Consider the following 23,515-nt stretch of genomic DNA (forward strand, 5'->3'; position numbering starts at 1 on the left):
GAGGGCGCAGCATGATCGAATTCGCCGCGGATCCGATCCCCGGCAGCGGTCGCCGGCGACCGCGGGCCGACACCACCTCCGACGCGCCGCGGCTCTCCCTCAACGGTCGTTGGGCCTTCCGGCTCGCCGAGACCGCAGCCGGGACCGGTGATCAACTTCTCGCCCCGGACGACCCGGACTGGGACACGATCAGGGTGCCGGCGCACTGGGTGCTGGAGGGGTACGACCGGCCGCTCTACACGAACACGGCGTTCCCGTTCCCGATCGATCCGCCGCGGTTGCCGGAGCAGAACCCCACCGGCGACTACCGGCGCCGGTTCGATCTGCCGCCGGGCTGGCCGGTCGGCCGCACTGTGCTGCGGTTCCAGGGGGTCGACTCCTGCGCGACGGTGTGGCTCAACGGACGGCTGCTCGGTCATTCCAAGGGCAGCCGGCTGCCGTTCGAGTTCGATGTCACCGAGGCGGTCCGGCCGACGGACAACCTGCTCGCCGTCCGGGTCAACCGGTGGTCCTCCGGCAGCTATCTCGAAGATCAGGACATGTGGTGGCTGCCCGGGATCTTCCGCGACGTCGAGTTGCTGGCCCGGCCCGAGGGCACGATCGATGATCACTTCGTGCACGCCGACTTCGACGCCGGTACGGGGTCCGCGGAGCTGCGGATCGACGCCGACGCCGAGGGCCTGGTCGAGCTGCCGGAACTCGGGATCCGGGTCGGCACGGGCGAGACCGTACGGATCCCACGCGTGGAGCCGTGGAGCGCCGAGCGTCCGCGCCTCTACCGCGGCACCCTGACCGCCGGCGGCGAGCGGATCGACCTGGCCATCGGCTTCCGCCGGGTCGAGATCGTCGACGGCGTCCTGATGATCAACGGACGCCCGGTCAAGCTGCGCGGGGTCAACCGGCACGAGCATCATCCGGACCGCGGCCGGGCGCTGGACCGCGCGACCATGATCGACGACATCGTGCTGATGAAGCGGCACAACGTCAACGCGGTCCGCACCGCGCACTACCCGCCGCACCCGGAGTTCCTCCGGCTCTGCGACGAGTACGGCCTCTGGGTGGTCGAGGAGTGCGACGTCGAGACGCACGGCTTCGTCTACGCCAGCTGGCAGGGCAACCCGATCGACGAGCCGGCCTGGCGGGACGCGCTGCTGGACCGGATCGACCGGATGGTCGAGCGCGACAAGAACCGGCCGAGCGTGATCACCTGGTCGCTCGGCAACGAGAGCTGGACAGGTCGCAACCTGGCCGCGATCGAAGACCGGATCCGGCAGCGGGACCCGAGCCGGCCGCTGCACTACGAGCGGGACGCGAGCTACCGGCACTCCGACTTCTACAGCAAGATGTATCTCGACCTCGACGAGCTGCGCCTGATCGCCGATCGCGCCGAGGCTGTGCCGGAAGGGGTCGAGGCCGGTTCGGACGATGATCACCGGCGGCGCGGGCTGCCCTTCCTGCTCTGCGAGTACGCCCACGCGATGGGCAACGGGCCCGGCGGGCTGAGCGACTACCAGGAGGTGCTGGAGTCCTCGGACCGGTTCGCCGGGGCCTTCGTCTGGGAGTGGATCGATCATGGTCTGACCGGCCACACCGAGTCGGGCGAACCGTACCTGCGGCACGGCGGCGACATCGACTACCGCCCCAACGGGGGCAGCTACTGCCTGGACGGGCTGCTCTTCGCCGACCGGACGCCGTCGCCCGGGCTCGGCGAGCTGAAGAAGGCGATCGAGCCGGTCACGATCATGATCGACATCGACGACGGGATGATCACGGTCCGGAACCGGCAGCACACGGCCGGGCTGGAGCAGTTCCGGTTCCGCTGGCACACCGAGGTGGACGGGATCCCGGCCGACTCCGGCCCGTTGGAGGTGCCGGACTGCCCACCCTCGCAACAGGTGACGGCGACGCTCCCCCCACTCACGCCGGCCGACGCGGGCGAAACCTGGGTGACCGTCACCGTGGAGCTGGCCCATGATCAACTCTGGGCGCCCGCCGGTCACGAAGTCGCGTGGGCGCAGGCGGAACTCCCTGGTCCTTTGACAGGCTCAGAGCGCCGTACGAGCACAACGATCCCTGAGCTTGTCGAAGGGCAAGCCACGATCACCCTCGGCCCCGCCGTCTTCGACCGCTCCTCCGGTCACTTGATCGAACTCGCGGGCGTCCCGGTCACGGGCCCGATCCTCGACCTGTGGCGGGCGCCGACCGAGAACGATCGCGGGCAGGGCGACCGGAACCGGCTCGCCGCGACCTGGCAGGCCGTCGGGCTGGACCGCGTGCTGCACCGGACCGACTCGGTGCGGGTGGTCGACGGCGGCCTGGTGATCACCGGCCGGAGCGCGCCGGCCACCCAGCCGTTCGGCGTCGTCACCCGGTTCGGCTGGCGGCTCGACGACGGTGGGCTCCGGCTCACCGTCGAGGCCGATCCGGTCGGGCCCTGGCAGGAGACCCCGTACGGGAAGCACGCCGTCACCCCGCCCCGGCTCGGCGTCCGGCTCGGGCTGCCCGGCGGCTACCGGGACGTCAGCTGGTTCGGCCACGGTCCCGAGGAGTCGTACGCCGACAGCCGCGCAGCCGCCCGGGTGGGCCGGTTCGCCGGGTCGATCGACGACCTGCAGACCCCCTATCCGGTGCCGCAGGAGAACGGCAACCACGTCGACACGCGCTGGCTCCGGCTGACCGGTGAGGGCGTACCCACGCTCCGGGTCACCGGGGATCCGGGCTTCGACTTCACCGCGCGGCGCTGGACCAGTGAGGCCCTGGCCGCCGCCGGGCATCCCTTCCAACTCGAGGATTCCGGCCGGGTCTGGCTCAATCTCGATCATGGCCAGCAGGGTCTCGGCAGCGCCTCCTGCGGTCCCCCGCTGCCCGACCGCTACCGGCTGGCGGCCCGCCCGGTCTCGTACTCGGTCCTGATCACCATCGGCTGACCCGGAGACACCGGCGCGGCGCGGCCGTTACGCTCCCGGAGACCTCCGTCGTCTTCGGGAAAGGCTGAACATGCACGACGACTTCACCGGCCGGGTCGCGCTGGTCACCGGCGGCAGTTCCGGGATCGGCCGCGGCGCCGCCGTCGAACTGGCCCGGCGCGGCGCGGCGGTCGCCGTGCTGTCGTTCGACGAGACCCGGAATGAGGAGGTCCGTGCCGAGCTGGCCGACCTCGGCGCCGAGGTCCTGGTGATCACCGGCGACGTCCGTTCCGAGGCCGACCTCAACGGCGCACTGGAGCGGATCGACCAGACCTGGGGCCGGCTTGATCACCTGGTGATCAGCGCCGGCAAGAACGGGGTGTTCGCGCCGCTGGACGAGCTGACCCTGGACGAGTGGAACGACACTCTGGCGACCAATCTGACCAGCACCTTCCTGACCACCAAGGCCGCCCTGCCGCTGCTGCGCCGGGCCGGCGGCTCGATCGTGATCATCTCGTCGGTGAACGGCACCCGGGTCTTCAACTATCCGGGCGCGGTGGCGTACTCGACCAGCAAGGCCGGCCAGGCGGTCTTCGCCAAGATGGTCGCCGTCGAGCTGGCTCAGCAGGGCATCCGGATCAACGTCGTCTGCCCCGGCGAGGTACGGACCAACATCGGCGAGGCGACCCATGCCCGCGACCTGGACCGGATCCGCTGGCCGGTGACGTACCCACAGGGCCTCAACGTGCTCACCGGCCGGGCCGCCGAGCCGGTCGAGCTGGCCCAGGTGATCACGTTCCTGCTCTCCGACGACGCCCGGCTGATCACCGGCAGCGAGGTCTGGGTCGACGCCGGCCTCAGCCTCGTCCTTGCCTGAAGATCCCGGTCAATGCCGATGCTCGGGGAGCGCCGGAACGCCGCGATTCGGTGCGGACGCGCGAGTGTCGAACTTGGTACTCGCGAGCGCCCGCTCGGACAGCGTGATCAAGTCGAGCACCTCGCGGGCAAGGTAGGCCGTGGTTCCCCGCTGGACCGATCGGGTGGTCAGGATCCCCGCTCGGCGCAACTCGTCGAGCGCCGCGCTGGCAGCGGGAAAGGAACACTCCAGAATCCTTGCCAGCGTGGTCGACGTGAGTACCGGAGCCTCCGGCAGCAAACCCAGCAGACGCGCGGTGGCTGACCCGGCGCGCGGCGTCGCGCGCAATCCGACCGACTCCCGGAATCCCTGCAGTCGCGTGCCCCAATCGTCTCGCAGGTGTTCGATCTGCACCATGATCGTTTCTGACTGTTCGAGAGCGATGGCAGCGGCGTCAACGAAGTCCTCGAGCCACCGGTTGATCATGGCACTGGCTTCGTCGCTGCCTGGTGGCGAACTGTGTCGGTATGCGGTCAAGCCGGCTACGTACCGATCCCGCAAGGTCGCCAGCACCATGCTGATCGGCAGTACTGCTCGATCGGTCAGTCCGCGACGAGCGAGCACGGTGTGAATCAGCGCGCGCCCCACCCGACCGTTCCCGTCGGTGAAAGGATGAATCGTCTCGAACTGAGCATGCACGAGCGCAGCCTGGATGAGGGGCGAGTGGGCCGAGCCGTTGAGGTATTCCGTGAGGTCCGCCATCAACTCGGGAACTCGATCTGGTGTAGGGGGTACGAAGGCCGCGCCGATCGGACTCCAATTCGACGTGCCGATCCAGTTCTGCACGGTGCGCAGACCGTGGTGACGAGGTTGATCAAGGAGCAAGGTGCGCTGGAGGCCGACGATGTGATCGATGGTCACGCTGTCCGTTTCGACGAGTTCACCTGTGGCCTCGCGAACAATGGTCAGGTTGTTGGCCACGAGCATGGCCTGTTCGCTGATGCCTCGGACCGTCTCGGTCTGTCCCAGCTCGGCCAGCGCCACCTGCTGGGCAGACGGGGCAATACCCTCGATCTGGGAACTGGCGATGGCCTCGGACCTGAGCAGGAATCGGGCGATTCCGGCAAGGCCCTCCGCGCCTGGCTTGTTCAAGGCACGAATGCCGCGCTCGATCGTGGCGATCCGGCGCGACAGGTCACCATTGATCGCGAGCCGGGCACCGTCCATCCGGTCCGGGATATAGGTTCGAAAGCTGCCCGAGCGTTGTGCGGAGCGGGGCACGCCCGAGTCGAGATTCGACTCCCAGTGAGCGTCTTCCCAGGTAGCCATCGACGGTTTCCTTTCACCGATCGACACTCTATCTCAGGATAGATAGCTAACCTTTAACAGATCCGCTCTCGAGGAAGGGTTAGCCGCGGTCGCGGTAGTGGGACGGCGGGATTCCGTACCGGGAGCGGAACTGGCGGCTGAACAGGAACGGGTCGCCGTAGCCGAGGGACCGGGCGATCTGGTGGATCGTCATCGTGGTCTCGGTGAGCAGGGTCCGGGCACGGTCCAGCCGCGACTCGACCAGGTAGTCCCGGAAGGTCGTGTGCAGCTGGCGGCTGAACAGGGTGCTCAGCTGCCGGGTCGACAGGCCGACCGCCGCCGCCGTCCCGGCCAGCGAATGCCGTTTCGCTGGCGAGGCACGGATCAGGTCGATCGCGTCGGCCAGCTGGGGATTCAGGGTCGTGGCCGCGACGCCCTGCGCGGACGCGTCCTGCCGGTAGATCTCGGCGAGCACCTCGACCAGCCGCGCCCGGGCCTCGACAGTACGCAGCGGCGACGGATCGTGCACGGCCCGGACCAGGTGCCGGAAGGCGCCGGTCAGCTGGCCGGGCGCGCCGACCTGAATGAACCGGCGCGGCAGCAGCCCGGGATCCGGCGGCGCGATCGATCCGTCGCCCGGGTCCCGGAACGAGAAGTGACACGACAGTACGGAGAACGGCCGCGCCGGATCGTGATCGATCGTTCCATGATCACCGGGCCGCAGCACCAGCAGCGAGCCCGCCTCCAGGCTCAGGTCGAGATCGTCGTTGAGGCGGCCCTGGCCGACGCCGTCGAAGACCAGCCAGAGATCGAAATCCGGGATCCGCGGTCGCCATGACCAGCCCGGCCCACAATGATGTACGTCGGCGGTGCCCGACGGGACCGGCGGCGTCCGGACCAGCAGGTCCTCGATACGCCGCCAGCAATCCGGGTCGCGATAATCGACGGACTCGTCCATGAGCTCGACCGTAGGCCATGACAACTTTGTCAACGCCGAAGCCTGGCGTGGGCAGGCCGAGGTCCTGTCGATGGGCAGGCTCGTGCCGCCCATCGACAGGCCCCGATGGTCTGTTCAGGTGTTCGGGTTGGCGGCGCTCCAGACTGTGTGGGCGAACGCGCCGTGACCGAGATCGAAGGCGCCGGAGTAGTTGGTGATCTGGACGTCACCGTGGGGTGATTTGAAGATCATCGTGTCCGGCTCGGGTTGTCGCCGCTGCCACCCACCGAAGGTCACCGCGCGGTGTTCCCGTTTCGCGAACGGGGTCAGCTTGGCGACATCGGTCTGGCCCGGCGGACCACCGGCTTGGTAGGTCTGGGTGTGATCAAATTCGAGCCGCCTGGTCGCATTCGACCACGGGAACCTTGACCCGGGTCGGGCGAACTTCAGATAACGCTTGTGCCTGTCAGGAATCTGATAATCATCCACCGGCGCTGGGATGTCGTTGAGGTTGATCACCGGGACGACCTTGACCCGGTCATGACCGAGCCAGTCCTTCACCACACCCTTCAACACGGGTCCGAACCCGGGCACCCGACAGATCCCCGACCGGCCCTGCACACGGCCGGTGCACGTGGGGCTCTGGCCCGACACGTCGGCAGCCTCCGTGCAGGTGGGGCACCAGCCCTCCAGGGTTTCGGCGGCGATGTGCACCACCAGGGTCGAGGTCGGCACCAACAACGCGGGGTCGAGGTTCGCCACGATCCGCTCCACCGCAGCCTTGAACACGGCCGCTTTAAAGTCGTCGGTCTCGGGGTCGATGATCTTGACCGGCTTGTCCCGCAGGGACGGGTGGAGCTCGGACTCCTCGATCGGCTCGTCCGGATCCTCATCCTCAACGGGCTGAACGGCATCGGCGAATTCATCGTCGAACAGGTCGGGCTGGCGGGCCTCGGCCAGGATCCGGGTCGCCTCGAGTTCGTTGGCCAACAAGGCCAACCCGGCCGCACGGCGCTCATCCGGAGTCCGGTCATCCGGCGGCAACGCATCAGCGAGCTCCTGGATCCGGCCGTACAGCCGGACCGCATCCGACGGTTCCAACCGGGCGAACAGACCCTTCAAACCCTCATCGCTGGTCTGCGACAGCCACACCCCGAGCTGCTTCTTCCGCTCCGCAGCCTCGGCCTCCAACCGGGCCCCGTCGACCCGCGCGATCGCCGCGTCGGCCCGGTTCAGCAGTTTCTGGTAGCCGACCAGACCCGCAACTCCGGCGAGGTCCTCGTCGATCTGCCTGGCCAGTTCCAGCGGGAGGTGATGGGTGTGGCGGGCGATCCCGCGGGCCTGCCAACCCTCCACCTCACACCGCATCGACTTCTCCCACAGCAACGGATGCCTGTGCCGAAGATCCAGCACCTCGCCCACGAACTGCGCGCAGGCGTAGTCACCCTTCTTGATCTTGACGGCCAACTCCTCTAACGCAAGATCATTCACCTCGGGCGTCCCGTCACCACCCGGCCGCACACCACGCGGCCCACCCTTCAGGGCCAGTTCGTCGGGATGGATCGAGTCGGCCGAATTCGCATCCGCCCACGCGGCGGTCCAGGCCAACAGCAGGCTCTCCGCCTCCAGCTTGGCCCGCAGCGCGTCTTCGGCGCCTTTGAGGATGTCGTCGGTCCCGTACCCGGCAACCCGCTCATCCAATGACTCGAACACGTGTTCGATTCTATCTCGTGTGCCGGCAAACGCCAACAAAACAAGGAAAATCTCGGCGGGAACGTCCACACCGGGCGCGCCGCCTACCGGGCCGTAGCGCTGGTGGCGCAAGGCCGGGTGCCGCGCAGCACCTCACCGTTAGCCGCACGTGACCCAGCAGTTCCACGGTCCCGGCCGACCATCATTCCCGGATGAACCAGAAGGGCCACATTTTAGTCCGCGACCGGCGCCACGGACCATGGCCCCAGACGGCCGAATTCTGGACCGAAAACCCGACGCGCCGGGCGATGATCAAGATCGTTGACAGGCCCGAATTGGCGCGCATATGTTCACCTGAGCGTGTCGCATTGCGGCACCGCCTCCCTCACTGACGATCGGGGTGATCACGTGTCCCGCCGCCGACTCACCACACGCGTTGCCGAGGACCCGGGTGCCCCTCGCGGCTGACCCGGGACGATCATGGCGAATCCCTCCCGGCCGCTGCCGCTCGACGACGCGACCTCGTCCCGCACCGGGCACGGGTCCGCGGCGTCCGGCCGTGGCCGCAGACGCCGGATCAAGATCACCGAGGCCCTGAACGGCCGCGCGGTACGGCGGGTCCCGTTGATCAAGCGGATCTGGCGGGAACGCTGGATGTATCTGCTGATGCTGCCGGGCTTCGTCTTCTTCGTCGTGTTCCAGTACCTGCCGTTGGGCGGCAATGCCGCCGCCTGGCAGGACTATTCGCCGTTCCTCGGGCTGAGCCGGAGCCTCTGGGTCGGCTGGGAGAACTTCGAACGGATCTTCGTCGATCCCGAACTGATCGACTCGCTGTGGAACACGCTGCTGCTCAGCGCGCTGCAGATCGTGTTCGCGTTCCCGGCGCCGATCGCGCTGGCCCTGCTGCTGACCAGCATCCTGTCCGACCGGGTGAAGCGGTCGATCCAGATGATCGTCTACCTGCCGCACTTCATCGGCTGGGTGATCGTGGTGTCGATCTGGAACGAGATGCTCGGCCCGCTCGGCGTACTCAACAGCATGATCAACACCGTCGGCCTGCCCAAGCTCGACATCATCGGCAACCCCGACTGGTTCCCCGCCCTGGTCACGCTCCAGGTGATCTGGAAGGAGGTCGGCTGGGGCACGATCATCTTCCTCGCCGCGATCTTGAACATCCCCCAGGAACGGTACGAGTCGGCGGCGCTCGACCGGGCCGGGCCGTGGCGCCGGATCTGGCACATCACGCTGCCCGGGATGGCCTCGATCATCGTGCTGCTGCTGATCCTGCGGCTGGGCAGCGTGCTGTCGGTCGGGTTCGAGCAGATCCTGTTGCAGCAGCCGATCTTCGGCGCCGAGGCCGCCCAGACCCTGGACACGTTCGTCTACTTCCGCGGCATCAACGGCGGCGACTGGGGCCTGGCCACCGCGGCCGGACTGGTCAAGGGACTGATCGGCACCGTCCTCGTGCTCGGGGCGAACAAGCTGGCCAAGGTGTTCGGCGGCGAGGGGGTGTTCTGATGGCGACCCGGACCCAGACCACCCGGCCGGCCTGGCAGGAGAAGCCGAGCGTGATCACCCAGGCGCTCAAGGTGATCGTGCTGGCGTTCAGCGTGATCGTCATGCTCTACCCGTTCGTACACGTGATCTCGGTCAGCTTCTCCAATCCCGAGGTCTACACGCCGGGCGATCTGCTGCTCTGGCCGAAGGGCTTCACCACCGCCGCGTACGAGCTGGTGCTGGGCGGCGAGGTGGTCCCGCGTGCCCTGCTGGTGAGCATCGGCGTGACGCTGCTGGGCACCTTGATCAGCATGGTGATGACCGTGACGATGGCGTACGCGCTGACCCAGACGCGCCGGGTGCCCGGCTCCCGGTTCGTCCTGCTGCTGGTCCTGTTCAGCATGCTGTTCTCGGCCGGCATCATCCCCAACTACCTGGTGGTCCGCGGCCTCGGCCTGCTGGACAACTACCTGGCGTTGATCTTGCCCGGCGCGATCAGCGCCTTCAATCTCGTCGTGGTCCGGAACTTCTTCATGAGCATCCCCGAGGAACTCCTCGACGCGGCGCGGATCGACGGCGCGGGCGAGCTGCGGATCCTGGGCAGCGTCGTGCTCCCGTTGTCCAAGGCCGTGCTCGCCGTGATCGCGCTGTTCTACGGCGTCGGCTACTGGAACGCCTTCTTCGGGGCGATGCTCTATCTCAACAACCCCTCGATGTGGCCGGTGCAACTGGTCCTGCGGCAGTACGTGCTGCAGGCCGAGCCGCTGCCCGGATCGGTGATCGAGAACACCCAGGTGCAGCTCACCCCGGAGACCATCCAGATGACCGTGCTGGTGCTGGCCACGGTCCCGATCCTGATCGTCTACCCGTTCCTGCAGCGGTTCTTCACCAAGGGCGTGCTGACCGGTGCGATCAAGGGTTAGGAGGGTGGTGTTCAACGGTGGTCGTTGCGAGCGGCGTCCAGGTGCGTGCTGGACAAGGCGGAGGAGGGAGGCGTAGCGGTGTTCTACGTCGACCGACGACAACGCAGTCCAGTGCGTGCCTGGGCGTCGCTCGCGGCGGCCACCGTTGAACACCACCCTCCCCAGAGAAAGGAAGATCATCATGCGCGACGAAGCCATGATCAACTCGTTCAGCCGACGGTCCGCGCTCGGCCTCGGCCTCGGTGCGGTGGGGGCCGCCGCGGTCGGCTGCTCCAACGAGGGCCGCGGGGTGCAGAACGCCCCCGGCGGTGGGGACCTGCAGCTTCCGGTCAGCCTGGAACGGCCGGCGTTGGAGGGTACGACGCTGAGCAAGGTGCCCGACGTCCCGCCCGCGTACAGCCAGTTGCCGATGCCCGGAATCCAGTCCGTACCGGAGAAGCCTGGCCGCGGCGGCGAGGTCTCCACCTTCACGATCACCTGGGGCGTGCCGGCCAAGCTGGACGGCAACGTCTGGTACGAGAAGCTCAACGAGGCGCTCGGCGTCACGCTGAAGCCGGTGATCGCGCCGGCCCAGTCGTTCGGCGACAAGCTGGTCACCACGATCGCCAGCGGCGACATCCCCGACATCACGACGAACGAGCCGAGCTACCGCGGCCGCGCCGCCCGGAAGTACCTGCCCCAGGGCGTCTTCCATGATCTTCGTCAGATCCTCGGCGGGGACAAGGTCAAGAAGTATCCGAACCTGGCCCTGGTGCCGGCCTACGCGTGGCAGAACTCGCGGATCAACGGCGCGATCTACGGTGTCCCCTGCTACCGGAACCGGACCATCGGCGGCACGATCTCGTACCGCGCGGACTGGGCGGCGAAGGGCGGCTTCGACGGCAAGCCGACCAACGCGGACGAGCTGTTCGAGTGGCTGAAGGCGATGAAGGCCGGCGGCGGGCAGGGCACCTATCCGCTGGCGACCATCGACCAGACGTTCAACTTCTGCGGCGGCCAGGTGCAGGGCGTGCCGAGCGGCTGGCGCGAGGAGGGCGGCAAGCTCACCAAGGACCTCGAGACCGACGAGTACGAGGCCGCGCTGATCTTCGCCAACAAGCTCTGGGCCGAGGAACTGGTGCATCCCGACGTGCTCACCCTGACGCCGAACTCGGCCGAGTACACCGGCTACTTCACCAGCGGCCGGGTCGGCGTCTGCAACGGCAGCATCGACGCCTACTTCGGCGTCGTCGGCCAGTTCGCGCAGCTGAGGCAGCGGGAACCGGACGCCCAGGGTGACGTGCTGGTGCCGCCGGGCCGGGACGGCGGCCACGGCGTGATCGCGCCGGACCTCGGGTTCTACTGCATGCTCAGCATCCCGGCCTCGGTCACCGACGAGGCCCGGATCGACGAGCTGCTCCGGGTGATCGACTACCTGGCCGCACCGGCCGGCAGCCTGGAATACAACCTGGTGCACTACGGCGTCGAGGGACACAACTACACCGTCAAGGACGGGCTGCCGGTCGGCTCGACGGACGAGAAGGTCCTCGCCGAGAGCTTCCTGAACCAGCTCAGCGCCTTCAACTACGGCTTCTTCTTCCCCGGCGCGCCGGCCGAGGAGTCGGCCACCTGCCAGCGGTACGCGGAGCAGATGACCGAGTGTTTCGTCCCGGATCCCACCGCCGGCCTCGACTCGGAATCCTCGTACTCCAAGGGAGATGCGCTGTCCGCCCTGGTCCAGGACTTCGTCAACGGCATCGTCACCGGCCGCAAACCGATCAGTGACCTCGCCGAGCTGCGGGAGCGCTGGAAGAAGAACGGCGGCGACGACGTCCGCCACGAGTACGAGCAGGCCCTGGCCGATCAATAGCCCGAATGATCAACAACCCGACCCCGAACCCAGGATGTGATCTTGCCGATGTCCCGATTGCGCACCGACGACGAGCTGCGACTGCTCAGCAAGCGTTGGACCGATCCGGCGTTCGCGACCGCCCGTGAATCCCTGCTGGCACAGGCCGAAACGGCCCTCGCCGCCGACCTGCGCCCGGTCGGCGAGGCCGGCGGCTGGGGCCACGCGTTCCACTGTCCCGATCATGTGGTGCCGCTCGAGTTCGATCCGGCCGGACCGCCGCAGCACCGGTGCCCGGTGGACGGGAAGCTGTGGCAGGGCGAGGATTTCGACGGCGGCTGGCGGTGCGCGCTGAACGGCCGGATCATGGGCGGCATCCAGGCCTGCGCGACGGTGGTCGCGGCGGTCGGGCCGGAGGCCGGTGCCCGCTGGCTGGCGTACCCGCGGGAGATCCTGCTCGACTACGCGGAGCGCTATCCGGACCTGCCGCCGTCCGGCCACTGGGCCGGCAAGGGCAAGATCACCGGGCAGGGCCTCGAGGAGGCGGTCTGGGCCATCGGTGCCAGCCGGTGCTACGACGCGATCCGTGATCAACTCTCCGCGGACGAGCGGACCATGATCGAGAACGGCCTGTTCCGCGGGCTGGCGGCGCACGTCACCGATCAGCTGTTCCACAAGATCCACAACATCGAGTGCTGGCAGCTGTCCGCGATCGCCCACCTCGGCGTGATCTTGGACGACGACGACCTGATCGCCCTCGCGGTGGACGGCGAGACCGGGCTGACCACCCAGTTCGCCGAAGGCATCCTCGACGACGGCTGGTGGGCCGAGGGATCGCCCACGTACCACTACTACATGCTGTCCGGGGCCCTGGCCGCGGCCGCCGCGCTGCGGGAGCGGCGGCCCGCGTTTCTCGACACCCGCGGGCTGCGGGACATGCTGCTCACCCCGCTGTCCATGATCAGGTCCGACTTCAGCCTGCCCGCGACGAACGACGGCTGGAACTCAATCGCCTACCCGTACGGTCTCGCCCAGTACGCCGGCCACTACGAACAGGGCTACGGGCTGTGGCCCGATCCCCGGTTCGCCGAGGTGCTCGCCGCCTTCTACGCGCAAGGCACGCCGCGGACCGGCGAGGCAGCCCTGGCCCTCGGCCCGGACCTGACCGGCGTGACCGCACCCGAAGGTTGGCCGTTGCGGACGGTGCACCCGACCAGCGGGTACGCGATCCTTGCCGATGATCATCGCTATCTGCTGCTCAAGTACGGGCCGCACGGCGGCGGGCACGGCCACCCGGACAAGCTGGCGCTCGACCTCTGGGCCGACGGCGTCCGACTGGCCCCGGACGCCGGCTCGCCCGCCTACACCTCGCCCTTGCAGGGGCCGTGGATCCGGCAGACGCTCTCGCACAACACGGTGCTGCTCGACCACACCTCCCAGCCGGAGGCCGAGGGGACCTTGATCAACTTCCGCGACCCGGCCGAGCATCCGTACGGGCTGGCCGAGGCCTCGGTGGCCTGGCCGGAGGATCCGGACGCGATCGTCGGGCGGCAGGGGTCCTGGCTGCGCGAACCGCGACGGACCCACGTGCCCGCCTACGCCGGGGCTGAACTGCGCCGGTCGGTGCTCTGGACCGCCGACTACCTGGTCGACCTGGTCCGCGTCGACGCACCGCAGGAGGTGCCGATCGACCTGGCCTGGCACCACCGGGGCACCCTGCTCGAACCGGTTGATCTTGAGCCGGTCGGCTGGCAGCCGCCGGACGAGACGTACGCGATCTTGGACGGCGTGCACCGGCTGACCCACCAAGCTCAGCACTGGCAGGCGAGCTGGGAGGCGGAAGGCGTCACCACCCGGCTCTGGGCCCACGATCCCGACGGAACCGAGGTGATCACCGCGACCACGCCCGGCAACCCGCCGGCCGAACCGCAGAGCACCTTCCTGCGCCGGGCCGACGGCCGCGCGGCCCGGTTCGCCGCCGTGATCGAGACCTCCCGCGGCCCCGGCCGGATCGAGGCCGTCGAGTGGGAGGACCGCGGAGAGACGCTGATCGTGTCGGTGCGCCTGCCCGATCGCACCGAGAGCTGGGCCCTGCCGACGGACGGTTCCCCCTCCCCCGCGACGTCCTGAGTCCTGGGTCAGGAGGTGGCGGGGTGGCGCTGCCGGTGCGCCTTCTGCCGGCAGGCTGGGCTGCAGTAGCGGGCCGGCCGACCGGAGCGGGACGGCTCCAGCGCGCGACCGCACACCTCACACGTTACGTTACGTAACTCTGATTTCGTTACAGCCTGGGGTCGCAGCGCGTCACTGGCCAGCGCGGCCATCCGGCCCGGCAGGCGACGCCCGCGCTCCATCGCCAGGCAGCCGCCGAGGAGGGCGCGGACGTCGGTGATGTCGACGTCGGGCCGCACTGCCCCGGCTTCCTGGGCTCGGCGGAGCAGCGTGTCGAACGCCTCGCCGAACTCGACGTCGATCCGCGCCGAGCACTGGGACGCCGCCCCTTGCTCGAGCGCCTCGCAGACGGCCCGGTTGAACGTGGCTCGCTCCACCACCAGCGCGAAATAGTCAAAGAACGCTTGGCCGGGATCGGCCGCCGACGCCAGCGACCGCCCCTCTTCGATGATCGCCTCCAGCCGCTCGACCACGACCTCGGCGAACAGTGACTCCTTGGTCGAGAAGTGCCGGTAGACCGTGCCGGCGCCGACTCCGGCGCGCCGGGCGATCTCGTCCAGCGGCACCAGCGAGCCGGCTTCGGCGAACGCCTCCTGGGCAGCGGACAGCACCCGGTCACGGTTGCGCCGGGCGTCGGCGCGCAGGGTCTCGGGCATCTCACCTCTCGTTCGTTGAAAACGGGCTGAGCGTTCCGGTACGGTGGTTAACCGGGCTCACCGTTCCGATTCTAGAGGAGACTCCCATGACAGCAACCATCGCCGCCGAGACCCGGTCCCGGATCGGCCGGGTCGGCTTCGGCCTGATGGCGCCGGTCGCCCCGGCCGACGAGTGGCGCGAGGCGGCGCGGCGGATCGATCGGGCCGGGTACGGCACGATCTGGATCAACGAGGGCATCGGCGGGCGGGACGTGTTCGCCCAGCTCGGCGTCCTGCTGGCGGCGACCGACCGGATCGCCGTCGGCTCGTCGGTCGCGAACCTGTGGGCCCGGCATCCGGGCGCGATGCAGGGCGGCGCCGCCGTGCTGGCCGACGCGTACCCGGGCCGGTTCCTGCTCGGCATCGGCGTCAGCGGACCGCAGTACGTCGAGGCCAGCGGCCAGACCTGGACCCGGCCGCTCGAGCGGACCCGGACCTACCTCGAGCAGATGGCCGCCTCGGCCGACTGGGCTCCACGACCGTCCGTCCCGTTCCCCCGCGTGGTCGCCGCGCTCGGGCCGAAGATGACCGAGCTGGCCCGTGATCATTCCGACGGAGCCTTTCCGGCCGCGATGCCCGTCGAGCACACCCGGCGGACCCGGGAACTGCTCGGCCCGGACCCGTTGTTGATCACCATTCTGCTCGCGGTCGACGACCCCGATCTCGCTAAGGCCCGGGCGGCCGTCCGCGGCACCGGGATGCTCGACGACGCACAGTCCGGCTACGCGAAGGCTCTCCGCGGACTGGGCTACACCGACGCCGACCTGGCCGACCGGAACAGCGACGCCCTGATCGACGCCCGGTTCGCCCTCGGCACTCCCGAAACGATCGCCGCGCGGGTCCAAGATCATCTCGACGCCGGCGCCGATCAGGTGGTGATCACGGCCGTACCGTCGGCCACCCTGACCCAGTCCGCCGATCTCGCCGACCGCCTCGCGCCCGCCCTGTCCGGCCACTTGCAACTCCCGGTCGGCTGACCCCTGCGACTGGCCGTGGACTGAAGGCCACCGACCCGGCGCGCGACCATGTCGATCATGACCGGTAGATGACCGGTGCGTGACCGCTCCAGGGCCTACCGCTGAGCCCTCGCCAAGGCCAGGATCGAGGCATGATCCCCCCTGCCACCGTTTTCTCCCACGACACCAGCTCCGCATTCGGTCCACTGTGGCTGACTCCGTAGCACAGGAGCGGGGGCCCGGTGATCTGATCGACGACCGGTTCCGACTGATCGAGCGCCTCGGTTCGGGTGCGATGGGGGCGGTCTGGCGGGCGCTGGACGAGCTACTTCAGCGCGAGGTCGCGCTGAAGGAGGTCAAGCCGGCCGATCCGGGGCTGGCGACCGATCCCGAGTTCGCCGAGATGCTGCGGACCCGGGTGCTCCGCGAGGCCCAGGCGCTGGCCCGGATCCACCACCCGCACGTGGTCACCATCCACCACATCCTCGACCTGCCCGGCGAGACTCATCCCTGGCTGGTGATGGAGCTCGTCCGGGGCGGCACGCTGGAGGACAAGCTCGCCGCCGGCCCGATGGCGCCGGACGAGGTGGCCGAGCTCGGCCGCGGGCTGCTCGGCGCGCTCCGGGCCGCGCACGCCGCCGGGATCTGCCACCGCGACGTGAAGCCGGCCAACGTGCTGCTCCGGCCGGACGGCAGCCCCGTGCTGACCGATTTCGGCATCGCCGAGCTCGCCGACACCTCCCGACTGACCATGACCGGCGGGCTGACCGGGTCCCCGGCCTACATCGCCCCGGAGCGCTTGTACGGCAGCGAGGGCAACCCAGCCTCGGACCTGTGGTCGCTCGGCATGCTGCTGTACGTCGCCGTCGAGGGGACCCATCCGCTGCGCCGGTCGACGACGGCCGCGACGCTGGCCGCCGTCGTGTCTGGGGTCGTCCCGGCCGCGACCCGGTCCGGAGCCCTGGACCCGGCGCTGCGCGCGGTGCTGGTCGCCGATCCTGCCGAGCGGGCCACCGCCGAACAGCTCGACCCGCTGCTGGTCCGCGCCCTCGAATCGGGCCCGCACCACCTCGAGTCTCCGGGACTCGCGGCCTCACCGCCATCGGCACCCCTGCCCCCGTCCGAGACTGCCCACCCGTCGCCGGTCGGCTCCCAGCAACTGCCGGCCGCGAGCGCCAGCTCCCCCGCCGCGGAGTCGCAAGACCGCCAGCCTACGGAACTCCGTATCCGCTCGGTTCCCGTCACCAAGCACCTCTGGACTCTTGGTCCAGCCAAGAAGCAGCACACGAAGCGACGCGGCGCGCGCGTCGTCGCCGGGATCGTGATCAGCACGCTCGTCCTGGCGCTGACCGCCGCAGCGGTAGTGATCGGGCCCGCAGTCGTCCCGTGGTTCCGCGAACGGGCGGGGCTCGCGGCCGGCGAACCGTCGAAGCGCGTCAAACCGGCCAAGTCGGAGACGCTGCTGACCACAGCCGGCATGGAGAAGGTGATCAAGGCCTTTGGCGAGGGCCTCGGAACCACGACGTTCAAGAACCTCACCGTGTACGACCACTACGCGACCGCCTACTCTCGAGCCGAGGCGAGCAGCGGCAAGTCTGACATCTACGTCTACACATCCAGCGGAGTCGTCGACTTTCTGAATACCGCGGACGACCCTTATACCCCTGAGGTCGACGTCTCCAAGATCGACTGGAAGCTCCTCCCCGACCTGCTGGAGCGGGCCGACAAGTCTCTCAGAGTCGACAGTCCCGACCATCGGGCGATCACGGTCGGGACGAACGAGGGCGTACCGGCGATCTTGGTGTCACTGGCCGGCGAGAAGACCTCTGGGTACCTGGTCGCGGACCTCAATGGAAACGTGAAGGCGGTCCATCCGGCCCAGTAGGCTACGCGCGCGGGTCCTGGTAGACCTTGCGTGGGAAGACGGCGTGCGCACCGGCGACCCGGTCCAGGAACAGCAGGCCGGCGCAGTGGTCGATCTCGTGCTGCAGGGCACGGGCCTCGAAGGCGTCGGTGACGATCTCGATCCGTTCCCCGGTGACCGGCAGCACGCCGGCGACGGTGACCCGGTTCGCCCGCTTGACGTCGCCGGTGAAGTCCGGCACCGACATGCAGCCCTCACGGGACTTCTCGTTCCGGCTGGCGGTGATCACCTCGGCGTTGATCAACACGATCAGGCCGTGGCAGGACTTCGTCTTCGGATGCTCGGTGACGTCGACGCAGAACGCCCGCGCTGCCACGCCGATCTGCGGCGCGGCCAGGCCCACGCAGCCCGGCGAGACCCGCATCGTCGCCACCAGGTCGGCACACAGCTGGGCCGCCTCGTCGCTGGTCGGATCGAGCTCGGGCGAGGGCGTGGACAGTACCGGGGCCGGCGCGCGCACCACGTCGCGGACCTGCCCGGTGGGCAGCGCCGGAAGCTGGAAGGTCACAGTTCGTCGCGCTCCACCGGGCGCAGGTTCGCCCCGACGCCGAGCTCGGCCGCCACGTCGCCCAGCCGCTGACGTACGTCCTCGACGGAACCCGGCGGCAGGTCGACCTCGGCGAGCAACAGGTACAGCTCGCCGGACAGCCGGGTGGACAGATCGGTGATGTTGCCGCCGGCCTCGGCCAGCACGCCGGTCAGCCGGGCGACGATGCCGAGCTGGTCGGCACCGTGCACGGTGATCAGGTACGACTCCCCGACCGGCGCCTGGTCCGCCTCCGGATCGATCTCGCGCACGCTGACCGAGAGCGAGTCGTCGATGATCGTGGCGAGCTTGGCCTCCACCTCGGCCGCCGTGGTGCTGCCCGTACAGATCAGGGTCATCGCGAAATGACCGCGGAGCAGCGTCATCGAGGAGTCCTCGAGGTTCATCTGCAGGTCGGCCAGCTGGTCTGCTGTCCGGGCGATGATGCCGGGCCGGTCATGCCCCAGCACGGTGATGGCGAGATGAGTCACCCGGGCATTGTGCCAAAGCCGCGCAGAAACTCCAGGATCGGTGCGGTCTGGCCGAGCACCGCATGCCCGATCCCCGGCAAGGACCGGACCGTGGCATGCGGCAGCGCGGCCGCGCGGCGTGCCGTCTCCGCGCTGTCGAACATCGCGTCCCGCTCGCCGACGATGATCATGACCGGCACCTCGAGCCCGCGCAGCGCCTCGTTGGTGAAGAGCGGGAGCCGCTCCTTCCGGGGCAGGAACTCGCCGAAGTTGGCCGCGGTGTACTCGAGCTCCGGGCCGGAGGTCTTCGGGTCGATCCCGGCGACCATCGCCACCGACCGGCGGACGCCCCACGGCCCCAGCAGACGGAGCAAGATCACCGCGGGCAGCCAGCCCATGGTCTGCCGGCCGAGCCCGCCGGGGCACAATGCGACCAGCCGGTCGACCCGGTCCGGCCGCCGGATCGCGTAGTCCAGGGCATGCCAACCGCCCAACGAGATGCCGACGACCGCGGCATGATCAAGCTCGAGTCCGTCCAGCACGTCGTCCAGCCACAGCGCGGGCGCCGACGAGTCGAGCGCCGGCCGCGACCGGGCGCTGAGGCCGGGCTCGCCGACCAGATCGACCGCATAGGTACGGAATTCGCCCGACCACGCCGCCACATCGCCCAGCCACATCGCGCTGTTCGAGCCGGACCCGTGCAACAAGATCACCGCGGGTGCATCGACCGGCCCGGACACGCAGACGAAGGTCTCGCCCTCCCGGGTCGGGATGAACCGGTGCTCGGACTCGACCGGCCAGGCCGCGAGCAGGTCGCGGTAGTGCTGTTCGAGCCGTCGGGCGCCGGCCTCCGTGCGATAGATCGTGGTCATGGCAGCGCTCCTTCCAGCGCGTCGAGAAATCGGGTGATCGTTCCGAGGTCACCGGTCGCGATGATCTTCATCCGCGATCGGTCCTCGTCGATCATGGTCTGCACGCGCAACGGCACCGGCCGCACCTCGCCCGGCAGGGAAATGATCAAGGTCTCCAGCCGGGCGCGCTGTTCGGCGGTGATCGGCTCGAGCTCGATGACGCTGGTCACCTCGGCCCGGGCCGGATTCTTCGCCGGCTCGGGCGCCATCACCGGTCCGCCGGCGAAGGCCTCCACGTCATCCCTGGCGATCCGGTACTGCTTGCCGATCCGGGTCCCGCGCAACGCGCCGCTGCGCAGGTAGTTACGGATGGTGCGCTCGTGTACGCCGAGCCGCGCGGCAACGTCTCGTACCGAATAGAGCTGATCAGACACGTATACGACCATATCTGACCAATCAATACCCTCGCATTGGGTATTTTGCGGAATCAGCCCAGGAGGGAGAGGGCGATCCCGTCCAGAATGTCCGCCTCGCTGACGACCATCCGATCCGCGCTCACCCGTCGGGCCACCCGGGTCGCGACCAGAGTGCCGCCGCAGATGACGTCTGCCCGGCCGGGATGCATCGACGGGATGGCGCGAATCTCCTCGACGGTCTTCGCCGCCAGGTCGGCCAGCAGCCCGGACAGTTCGTCGACCGTGATGATCGAGCCGTGCACCCTGCTCCGGTCGTAGACGTCCAGTCCGAGATTGACCGCGGCCAGCGTGGTGGCCGTACCGGCGACGCCGACCCAGACCCGGGCTGCACCAAGATCGACACCGCTGGTGTCGATCAGCCGGTCGACGTGCTCGGTGGCCCGGTCAAGATCATCGGGATCGGGCGGCCCGGCGCCGAGGAACCGTTCGGTGAGCCGGACCGAGCCGACGTCGAGCGACCGCGCGGCCAGGATCGTGCCGTCCCGCTCGCCCAAGATCAACTCGGTCGAGCCGCCGCCGATGTCCATCACCAGCACCGGTCCCGGGCCGTCCGGCAGTCGGCTCACCGCGCCGGTGAAGGAGAGCTCCGCCTCCCGGTCGCCGCTGATCACCTCCGGCCGGACACCGAGCCGCTCCTCGATGCCGGCGAAGAAGGCCTCCCGGTTACCGGCGTCCCGGGCCGCCGAGGTCGCGACGAAGTCGATCTTGTCGACCGGTACGCCGGCGTCCTTGATCAACTGGGCGTAGCCCTCGGTGGCCGCGAAGGTCCGGGCCAGCGCGTCGGGATGGAACTCGCCGGTCGCGTCGACCCCCTGGCCGAGCCGGACGATGTCGGTCCGGCGCTCCAGCTCGGCCAGCCGGCCGTCCGGGCCCGGCTCGGCGATCAGCAGCCTGATCGAGTTCGTACCGCAATCGATGGCGGCGACCCTGGTCATGATCGGAAACCTCCCACGTCGGCCACATCCTCCCCTATCCGCATGGTGAGTCGGCAGTCGTGCAGCGACACACCGCGAAAACGCCTGCTCTTGTGCCCGGTCAGCGGGGTGGGGGTGGGGGTTCGGGGGCAGCGGGTTGGCAGGGGGCTTGGGGCCAGTAGGGCTTGAGCTGGGCCAGGGCCTCGTCGCCGATCGGGTTCACGCCCGGTCCGGCGGCCAGGCTGTGGCCGACCAGGGCGTGCAGGCACTTCACCCGGTCCGGCATCCCGCCCGCGCTGATCCCGGCCAACTCCGGTACGTCGCCGAGCGCCGCCCGGTCCGCCAGGTACGCCTCATGCGCCCGCCGGTACGCGGCGGCGAGCTTCGGGTCCTCGGCCAGCCGCGCGCCCAGTTCGGCCATCACGCCGTTCGACTCCAGCCGGGAGCAGGCCGCGACCGCGTGCGGGCAGGTCAGGTAGTAGGTGGTCGGGAACGGGGTCCCGTCCGGCAGCCGCGGCTCGGTCGCGACCACGCCCGGGTGCCCGGCCGGGCAGCGGTACGCGATCCCGGCCATGGCCCGGGGCGGCCGGCCCAGCTGCTCCTCGATCACGGCCTCGTCGGCCGCCGACAGGGGTTCGAGCTTCGGGGATCCGGGCGTACGCACGGTGATCATCGGGGCTTCGGCGCGGAGCTGGCCGTGATCGTCGGCTCCTCGGTCGGTTCCGGGGCCGGTGCCGGCGGGGGCTGGTCGGCCCGGGCGAGCGAGCCGAGCAGGCGCTCCCACCACGGCGTCTGGTCCTCCTGCTGCTGCGGTGCGCCGGTCGGGTCGTCGGTCGGGGCGCCCTCGACGACCCGGTAGCCGACCTCGCCGGGCAGCACCCAGCCGAGCCGTTCCCGGGCCTGCGCCTCGACGTACGCGTCGTCCTGCCAGCGGTCCAGATCCCGTTGCAGGCCGCCGATCGCGGCCTCCCGCTCGGTGAGCTTGGCCTTGGTCGCGGCGATCTCCTGCCGCTGTTCCAGGTAGATCCGCAGGCTGCTCGCGTACGAGATCGTCAGAATCAGCAACACCACCGCGAGCGCGATGGCTCGGGTGGTGACGCTGGTCCGGCGCCGGAAGACGGGGCGCGACGCCGGAGTGGAGTCGGTGTGGTCATCGATCGGCCCGGGCGCGGCCGGGCCCGACCGGTCCCCGGCGGTGCGCCGGGAACCCTTCGGTCGGGCCGTCTTGCGTCCGGGAGCCGCGGCAGGGCGGGGAAGGTTGCGCCGGGCTGACATCGATCCATTGTCTCCTTAGCGGAGGTTGAATCGCGGGAACGCGGCCGCACCGGCGTAGCGCGCCGCGTCGTCCAGGTCCTCCTCGATCCGCAACAGCTGGTTGTACTTGGCGACCCGCTCGGACCGAGCCGGGGCGCCGCTCTTGATCTGGCCACAGTTCGTCGCGACGGCCAGGTCGGCGATCGTGACGTCCTCGGTCTCGCCGGACCGGTGGCTCATCATGCAGCTGAACCCGCTCCGGTGGGCCAGCTCGACGGCGTCCAGGGTCTCGGTCAGCGAACCGATCTGGTTCACCTTCACCAGCAGCGCGTTGGCCGCCTTCTCGTCGATGCCGCGCTGCAGCCGCTCGACGTTGGTGACGAACAGGTCGTCGCCGACGATCTGCAGCTTGTCGCCGAGCTGCGAGACCAGGGTGGCCCAGCCGGCCCAGTCGTCCTCGGCCAGCGGGTCCTCGATCGACACGATCGGGAAGTCCGCCGCCCACTTGGTGTAGATCGCGGTCATCTCTTCGGCGCTGTGCTTGGTGCCCTCGAAGGTGTACGCGCCGTCGGCGAAGAACTCGGTCGCGGCCACGTCGAGCGCCAGCGCGATGTCGGTGCCCAGGGTCAGCCCGGTCTTCTCCACCGCGGTCGCGATCAGTTCCAGCGCGGCCACGTTCTGCGGCAGGTTGGGGGCGAAGCCGCCCTCGTCGCCGAGCCCGGTGGCCAGGCCCTTCTGCTTCAGGACGGACTTGAGCGCGTGGTAGACCGACACGCCCTGCTCCACCGCGTCGGCGAACGTGCTCGCGCCGATCGGTGCAATCATGAACTCCTGCACGTCGACATCGGAGTCGGCGTGCGCTCCTCCGTTGAGGATGTTCATCATCGGCACCGGGAGCGTGCGGGCGTTGGTGCCACCGATGTAGCGGTAGAGCGGCAGGTCCGCGGAATCGGCCGCGGCGTGCGCGACCGCGAGCGAGACGCCGAGGATCGCGTTGGCGCCGAGCTTGGCCTTGTTGTCGCTGTCGTCCAGGTCGAGCATCGCCTGGTCGATCAGCCGCTGCTCGCTGGCGTCGTACCCGAGGAGCTCCGGGCCGATCTGGTCGATCACGCCGAGGACGGCCTTGCTGACGCCCTTGCCGCCGTAGCGGTCACCGCCGTCCCGCAATTCCACCGCTTCGAACGCACCGGTCGACGCACCGGACGGGACCGCAGCCCGGCCCTCCGCACCGTCGTCGAGAATGACCTCGACCTCGACCGTTGGGTTGCCGCGGGAATCGAGGATCTCCCGGGCGCCGACAAACTCGATACTGGCCACGAACTTAGCTGCCTTT

Annotated in this window: 20 protein-coding genes; 8 read left to right on the forward strand and 12 right to left on the reverse strand. The window is 69.4% G+C overall.

What is annotated here, in order from left to right:
* Window positions 1-11 precede the first annotated feature (11 nt).
* Window positions 12-2,927, forward strand: coding sequence for a glycoside hydrolase family 2 TIM barrel-domain containing protein (locus ACFQU4_RS19660; RefSeq protein WP_377494994.1), 2,916 nt, complete (start codon window positions 12-14; stop codon window positions 2,925-2,927).
* Between the two features lie 70 nt (window positions 2,928-2,997).
* Window positions 2,998-3,783, forward strand: coding sequence for an SDR family oxidoreductase (locus ACFQU4_RS19665; protein ID WP_377494996.1), 786 nt, complete (start codon window positions 2,998-3,000; stop codon window positions 3,781-3,783).
* Between the two features lie 9 nt (window positions 3,784-3,792).
* On the opposite strand, the gene ACFQU4_RS19670 is transcribed toward ACFQU4_RS19665, so the two are convergent.
* From ACFQU4_RS19670 to ACFQU4_RS19680, 3 genes are all read right to left on the reverse strand, one after another.
* Window positions 3,793-5,091, reverse strand: a complete 1,299-nt coding sequence (locus tag ACFQU4_RS19670) for a Fic family protein (protein WP_377494998.1) — start codon at window positions 5,089-5,091, stop codon at window positions 3,793-3,795.
* Window positions 5,092-5,170: 79 nt separating this feature from the next.
* Window positions 5,171-6,028, reverse strand: a complete 858-nt coding sequence (locus ACFQU4_RS19675; protein ID WP_377495000.1) for a helix-turn-helix domain-containing protein — start codon at window positions 6,026-6,028, stop codon at window positions 5,171-5,173.
* A gap of 114 nt (window positions 6,029-6,142) precedes the next feature.
* On the reverse strand, window positions 6,143-7,720 hold the full coding sequence (locus ACFQU4_RS19680; protein ID WP_377495002.1) for a hypothetical protein: 1,578 nt from the start codon (window positions 7,718-7,720) through the stop codon (window positions 6,143-6,145).
* A gap of 459 nt (window positions 7,721-8,179) precedes the next feature.
* Between ACFQU4_RS19680 and ACFQU4_RS19685 the strand changes: the two genes are divergently transcribed.
* The 4 genes from ACFQU4_RS19685 (at window position 8,180) to ACFQU4_RS19700 (ending at window position 14,077) form a co-directional block, all read left to right on the forward strand.
* Window positions 8,180-9,217: an ABC transporter permease gene (locus ACFQU4_RS19685; RefSeq protein ID WP_377495004.1), complete on the forward strand. Its 1,038-nt coding sequence runs from the start codon at window positions 8,180-8,182 to the stop codon at window positions 9,215-9,217.
* The gene (locus ACFQU4_RS19690; RefSeq protein ID WP_377495006.1) at window positions 9,217-10,119 is read left to right on the forward strand and encodes a carbohydrate ABC transporter permease; all 903 of its coding nucleotides are present in this window, start codon (window positions 9,217-9,219) and stop codon (window positions 10,117-10,119) included. The genes ACFQU4_RS19685 and ACFQU4_RS19690 overlap by 1 nt, the downstream gene beginning before the upstream one ends.
* Before the next feature lie 181 nt (window positions 10,120-10,300).
* The gene (locus ACFQU4_RS19695) at window positions 10,301-11,968 is read left to right on the forward strand and encodes an extracellular solute-binding protein (protein WP_377495008.1); all 1,668 of its coding nucleotides are present in this window, start codon (window positions 10,301-10,303) and stop codon (window positions 11,966-11,968) included.
* A gap of 48 nt (window positions 11,969-12,016) precedes the next feature.
* Window positions 12,017-14,077 carry a heparinase II/III family protein gene (locus tag ACFQU4_RS19700; RefSeq protein ID WP_377495010.1) on the forward strand — a complete coding sequence of 687 codons (2,061 nt, stop codon included), beginning with the start codon at window positions 12,017-12,019 and terminating at the stop codon, window positions 14,075-14,077.
* Window positions 14,078-14,085: 8 nt separating this feature from the next.
* Here the strand turns inward: ACFQU4_RS19700 and ACFQU4_RS19705 are convergent, their stop codons facing one another.
* Window positions 14,086-14,772 carry a TetR/AcrR family transcriptional regulator gene (locus ACFQU4_RS19705; RefSeq protein WP_377495012.1) on the reverse strand — a complete coding sequence of 229 codons (687 nt, stop codon included), beginning with the start codon at window positions 14,770-14,772 and terminating at the stop codon, window positions 14,086-14,088.
* Window positions 14,773-14,858: 86 nt separating this feature from the next.
* Between ACFQU4_RS19705 and ACFQU4_RS19710 the strand changes: the two genes are divergently transcribed.
* Entirely contained in the window at window positions 14,859-15,788 is a 930-nt protein-coding gene (locus ACFQU4_RS19710; protein ID WP_377495014.1) for a TIGR03620 family F420-dependent LLM class oxidoreductase, read from the forward strand.
* A gap of 187 nt (window positions 15,789-15,975) precedes the next feature.
* Window positions 15,976-17,652: a serine/threonine-protein kinase gene (locus ACFQU4_RS19715; protein ID WP_377495016.1), complete on the forward strand. Its 1,677-nt coding sequence runs from the start codon at window positions 15,976-15,978 to the stop codon at window positions 17,650-17,652.
* Window position 17,653: 1 nt separating this feature from the next.
* Here ACFQU4_RS19715 and def read toward each other — a convergent pair whose 3' ends face one another.
* From def to eno, 8 genes are all read right to left on the reverse strand, one after another.
* Entirely contained in the window at window positions 17,654-18,199 is a 546-nt protein-coding gene (gene def, locus ACFQU4_RS19720; RefSeq protein ID WP_377495018.1) for a peptide deformylase, read from the reverse strand.
* Window positions 18,196-18,708 carry a glycine cleavage system protein R gene (locus tag ACFQU4_RS19725; protein WP_377495021.1) on the reverse strand — a complete coding sequence of 171 codons (513 nt, stop codon included), beginning with the start codon at window positions 18,706-18,708 and terminating at the stop codon, window positions 18,196-18,198. Before ACFQU4_RS19725 ends, def begins: the two co-directional genes overlap by 4 nt.
* Window positions 18,705-19,559, reverse strand: a complete 855-nt coding sequence (locus ACFQU4_RS19730; protein WP_377495024.1) for an alpha/beta fold hydrolase — start codon at window positions 19,557-19,559, stop codon at window positions 18,705-18,707. Before ACFQU4_RS19730 ends, ACFQU4_RS19725 begins: the two co-directional genes overlap by 4 nt.
* Window positions 19,556-19,972: a helix-turn-helix domain-containing protein gene (locus ACFQU4_RS19735; protein WP_377495026.1), complete on the reverse strand. Its 417-nt coding sequence runs from the start codon at window positions 19,970-19,972 to the stop codon at window positions 19,556-19,558. Before ACFQU4_RS19735 ends, ACFQU4_RS19730 begins: the two co-directional genes overlap by 4 nt.
* 53 nt (window positions 19,973-20,025) lie before the next feature.
* Window positions 20,026-20,949, reverse strand: a complete 924-nt coding sequence (locus ACFQU4_RS19740) for an exopolyphosphatase (protein WP_377495028.1) — start codon at window positions 20,947-20,949, stop codon at window positions 20,026-20,028.
* A gap of 100 nt (window positions 20,950-21,049) precedes the next feature.
* Window positions 21,050-21,601 (reverse strand): DUF501 domain-containing protein, encoded by a 552-nt coding sequence (locus tag ACFQU4_RS19745; RefSeq protein WP_377495030.1) that lies wholly within the window; start codon window positions 21,599-21,601, stop codon window positions 21,050-21,052.
* Window positions 21,598-22,203 (reverse strand): septum formation initiator family protein, encoded by a 606-nt coding sequence (locus tag ACFQU4_RS19750; RefSeq protein ID WP_377495032.1) that lies wholly within the window; start codon window positions 22,201-22,203, stop codon window positions 21,598-21,600. Before ACFQU4_RS19750 ends, ACFQU4_RS19745 begins: the two co-directional genes overlap by 4 nt.
* A 15-nt stretch (window positions 22,204-22,218) precedes the next feature.
* Window positions 22,219-23,499 carry a phosphopyruvate hydratase gene (gene eno / locus ACFQU4_RS19755; protein WP_377495034.1) on the reverse strand — a complete coding sequence of 427 codons (1,281 nt, stop codon included), beginning with the start codon at window positions 23,497-23,499 and terminating at the stop codon, window positions 22,219-22,221.
* Between the last annotated feature and the right edge of the window lie 16 nt (window positions 23,500-23,515).

It is taken from the genome of Microlunatus sp. GCM10028923, from assembly GCF_042666975.1.
Taxonomy (GTDB): Bacteria; Actinomycetota; Actinomycetes; order Propionibacteriales; family Propionibacteriaceae; genus Microlunatus.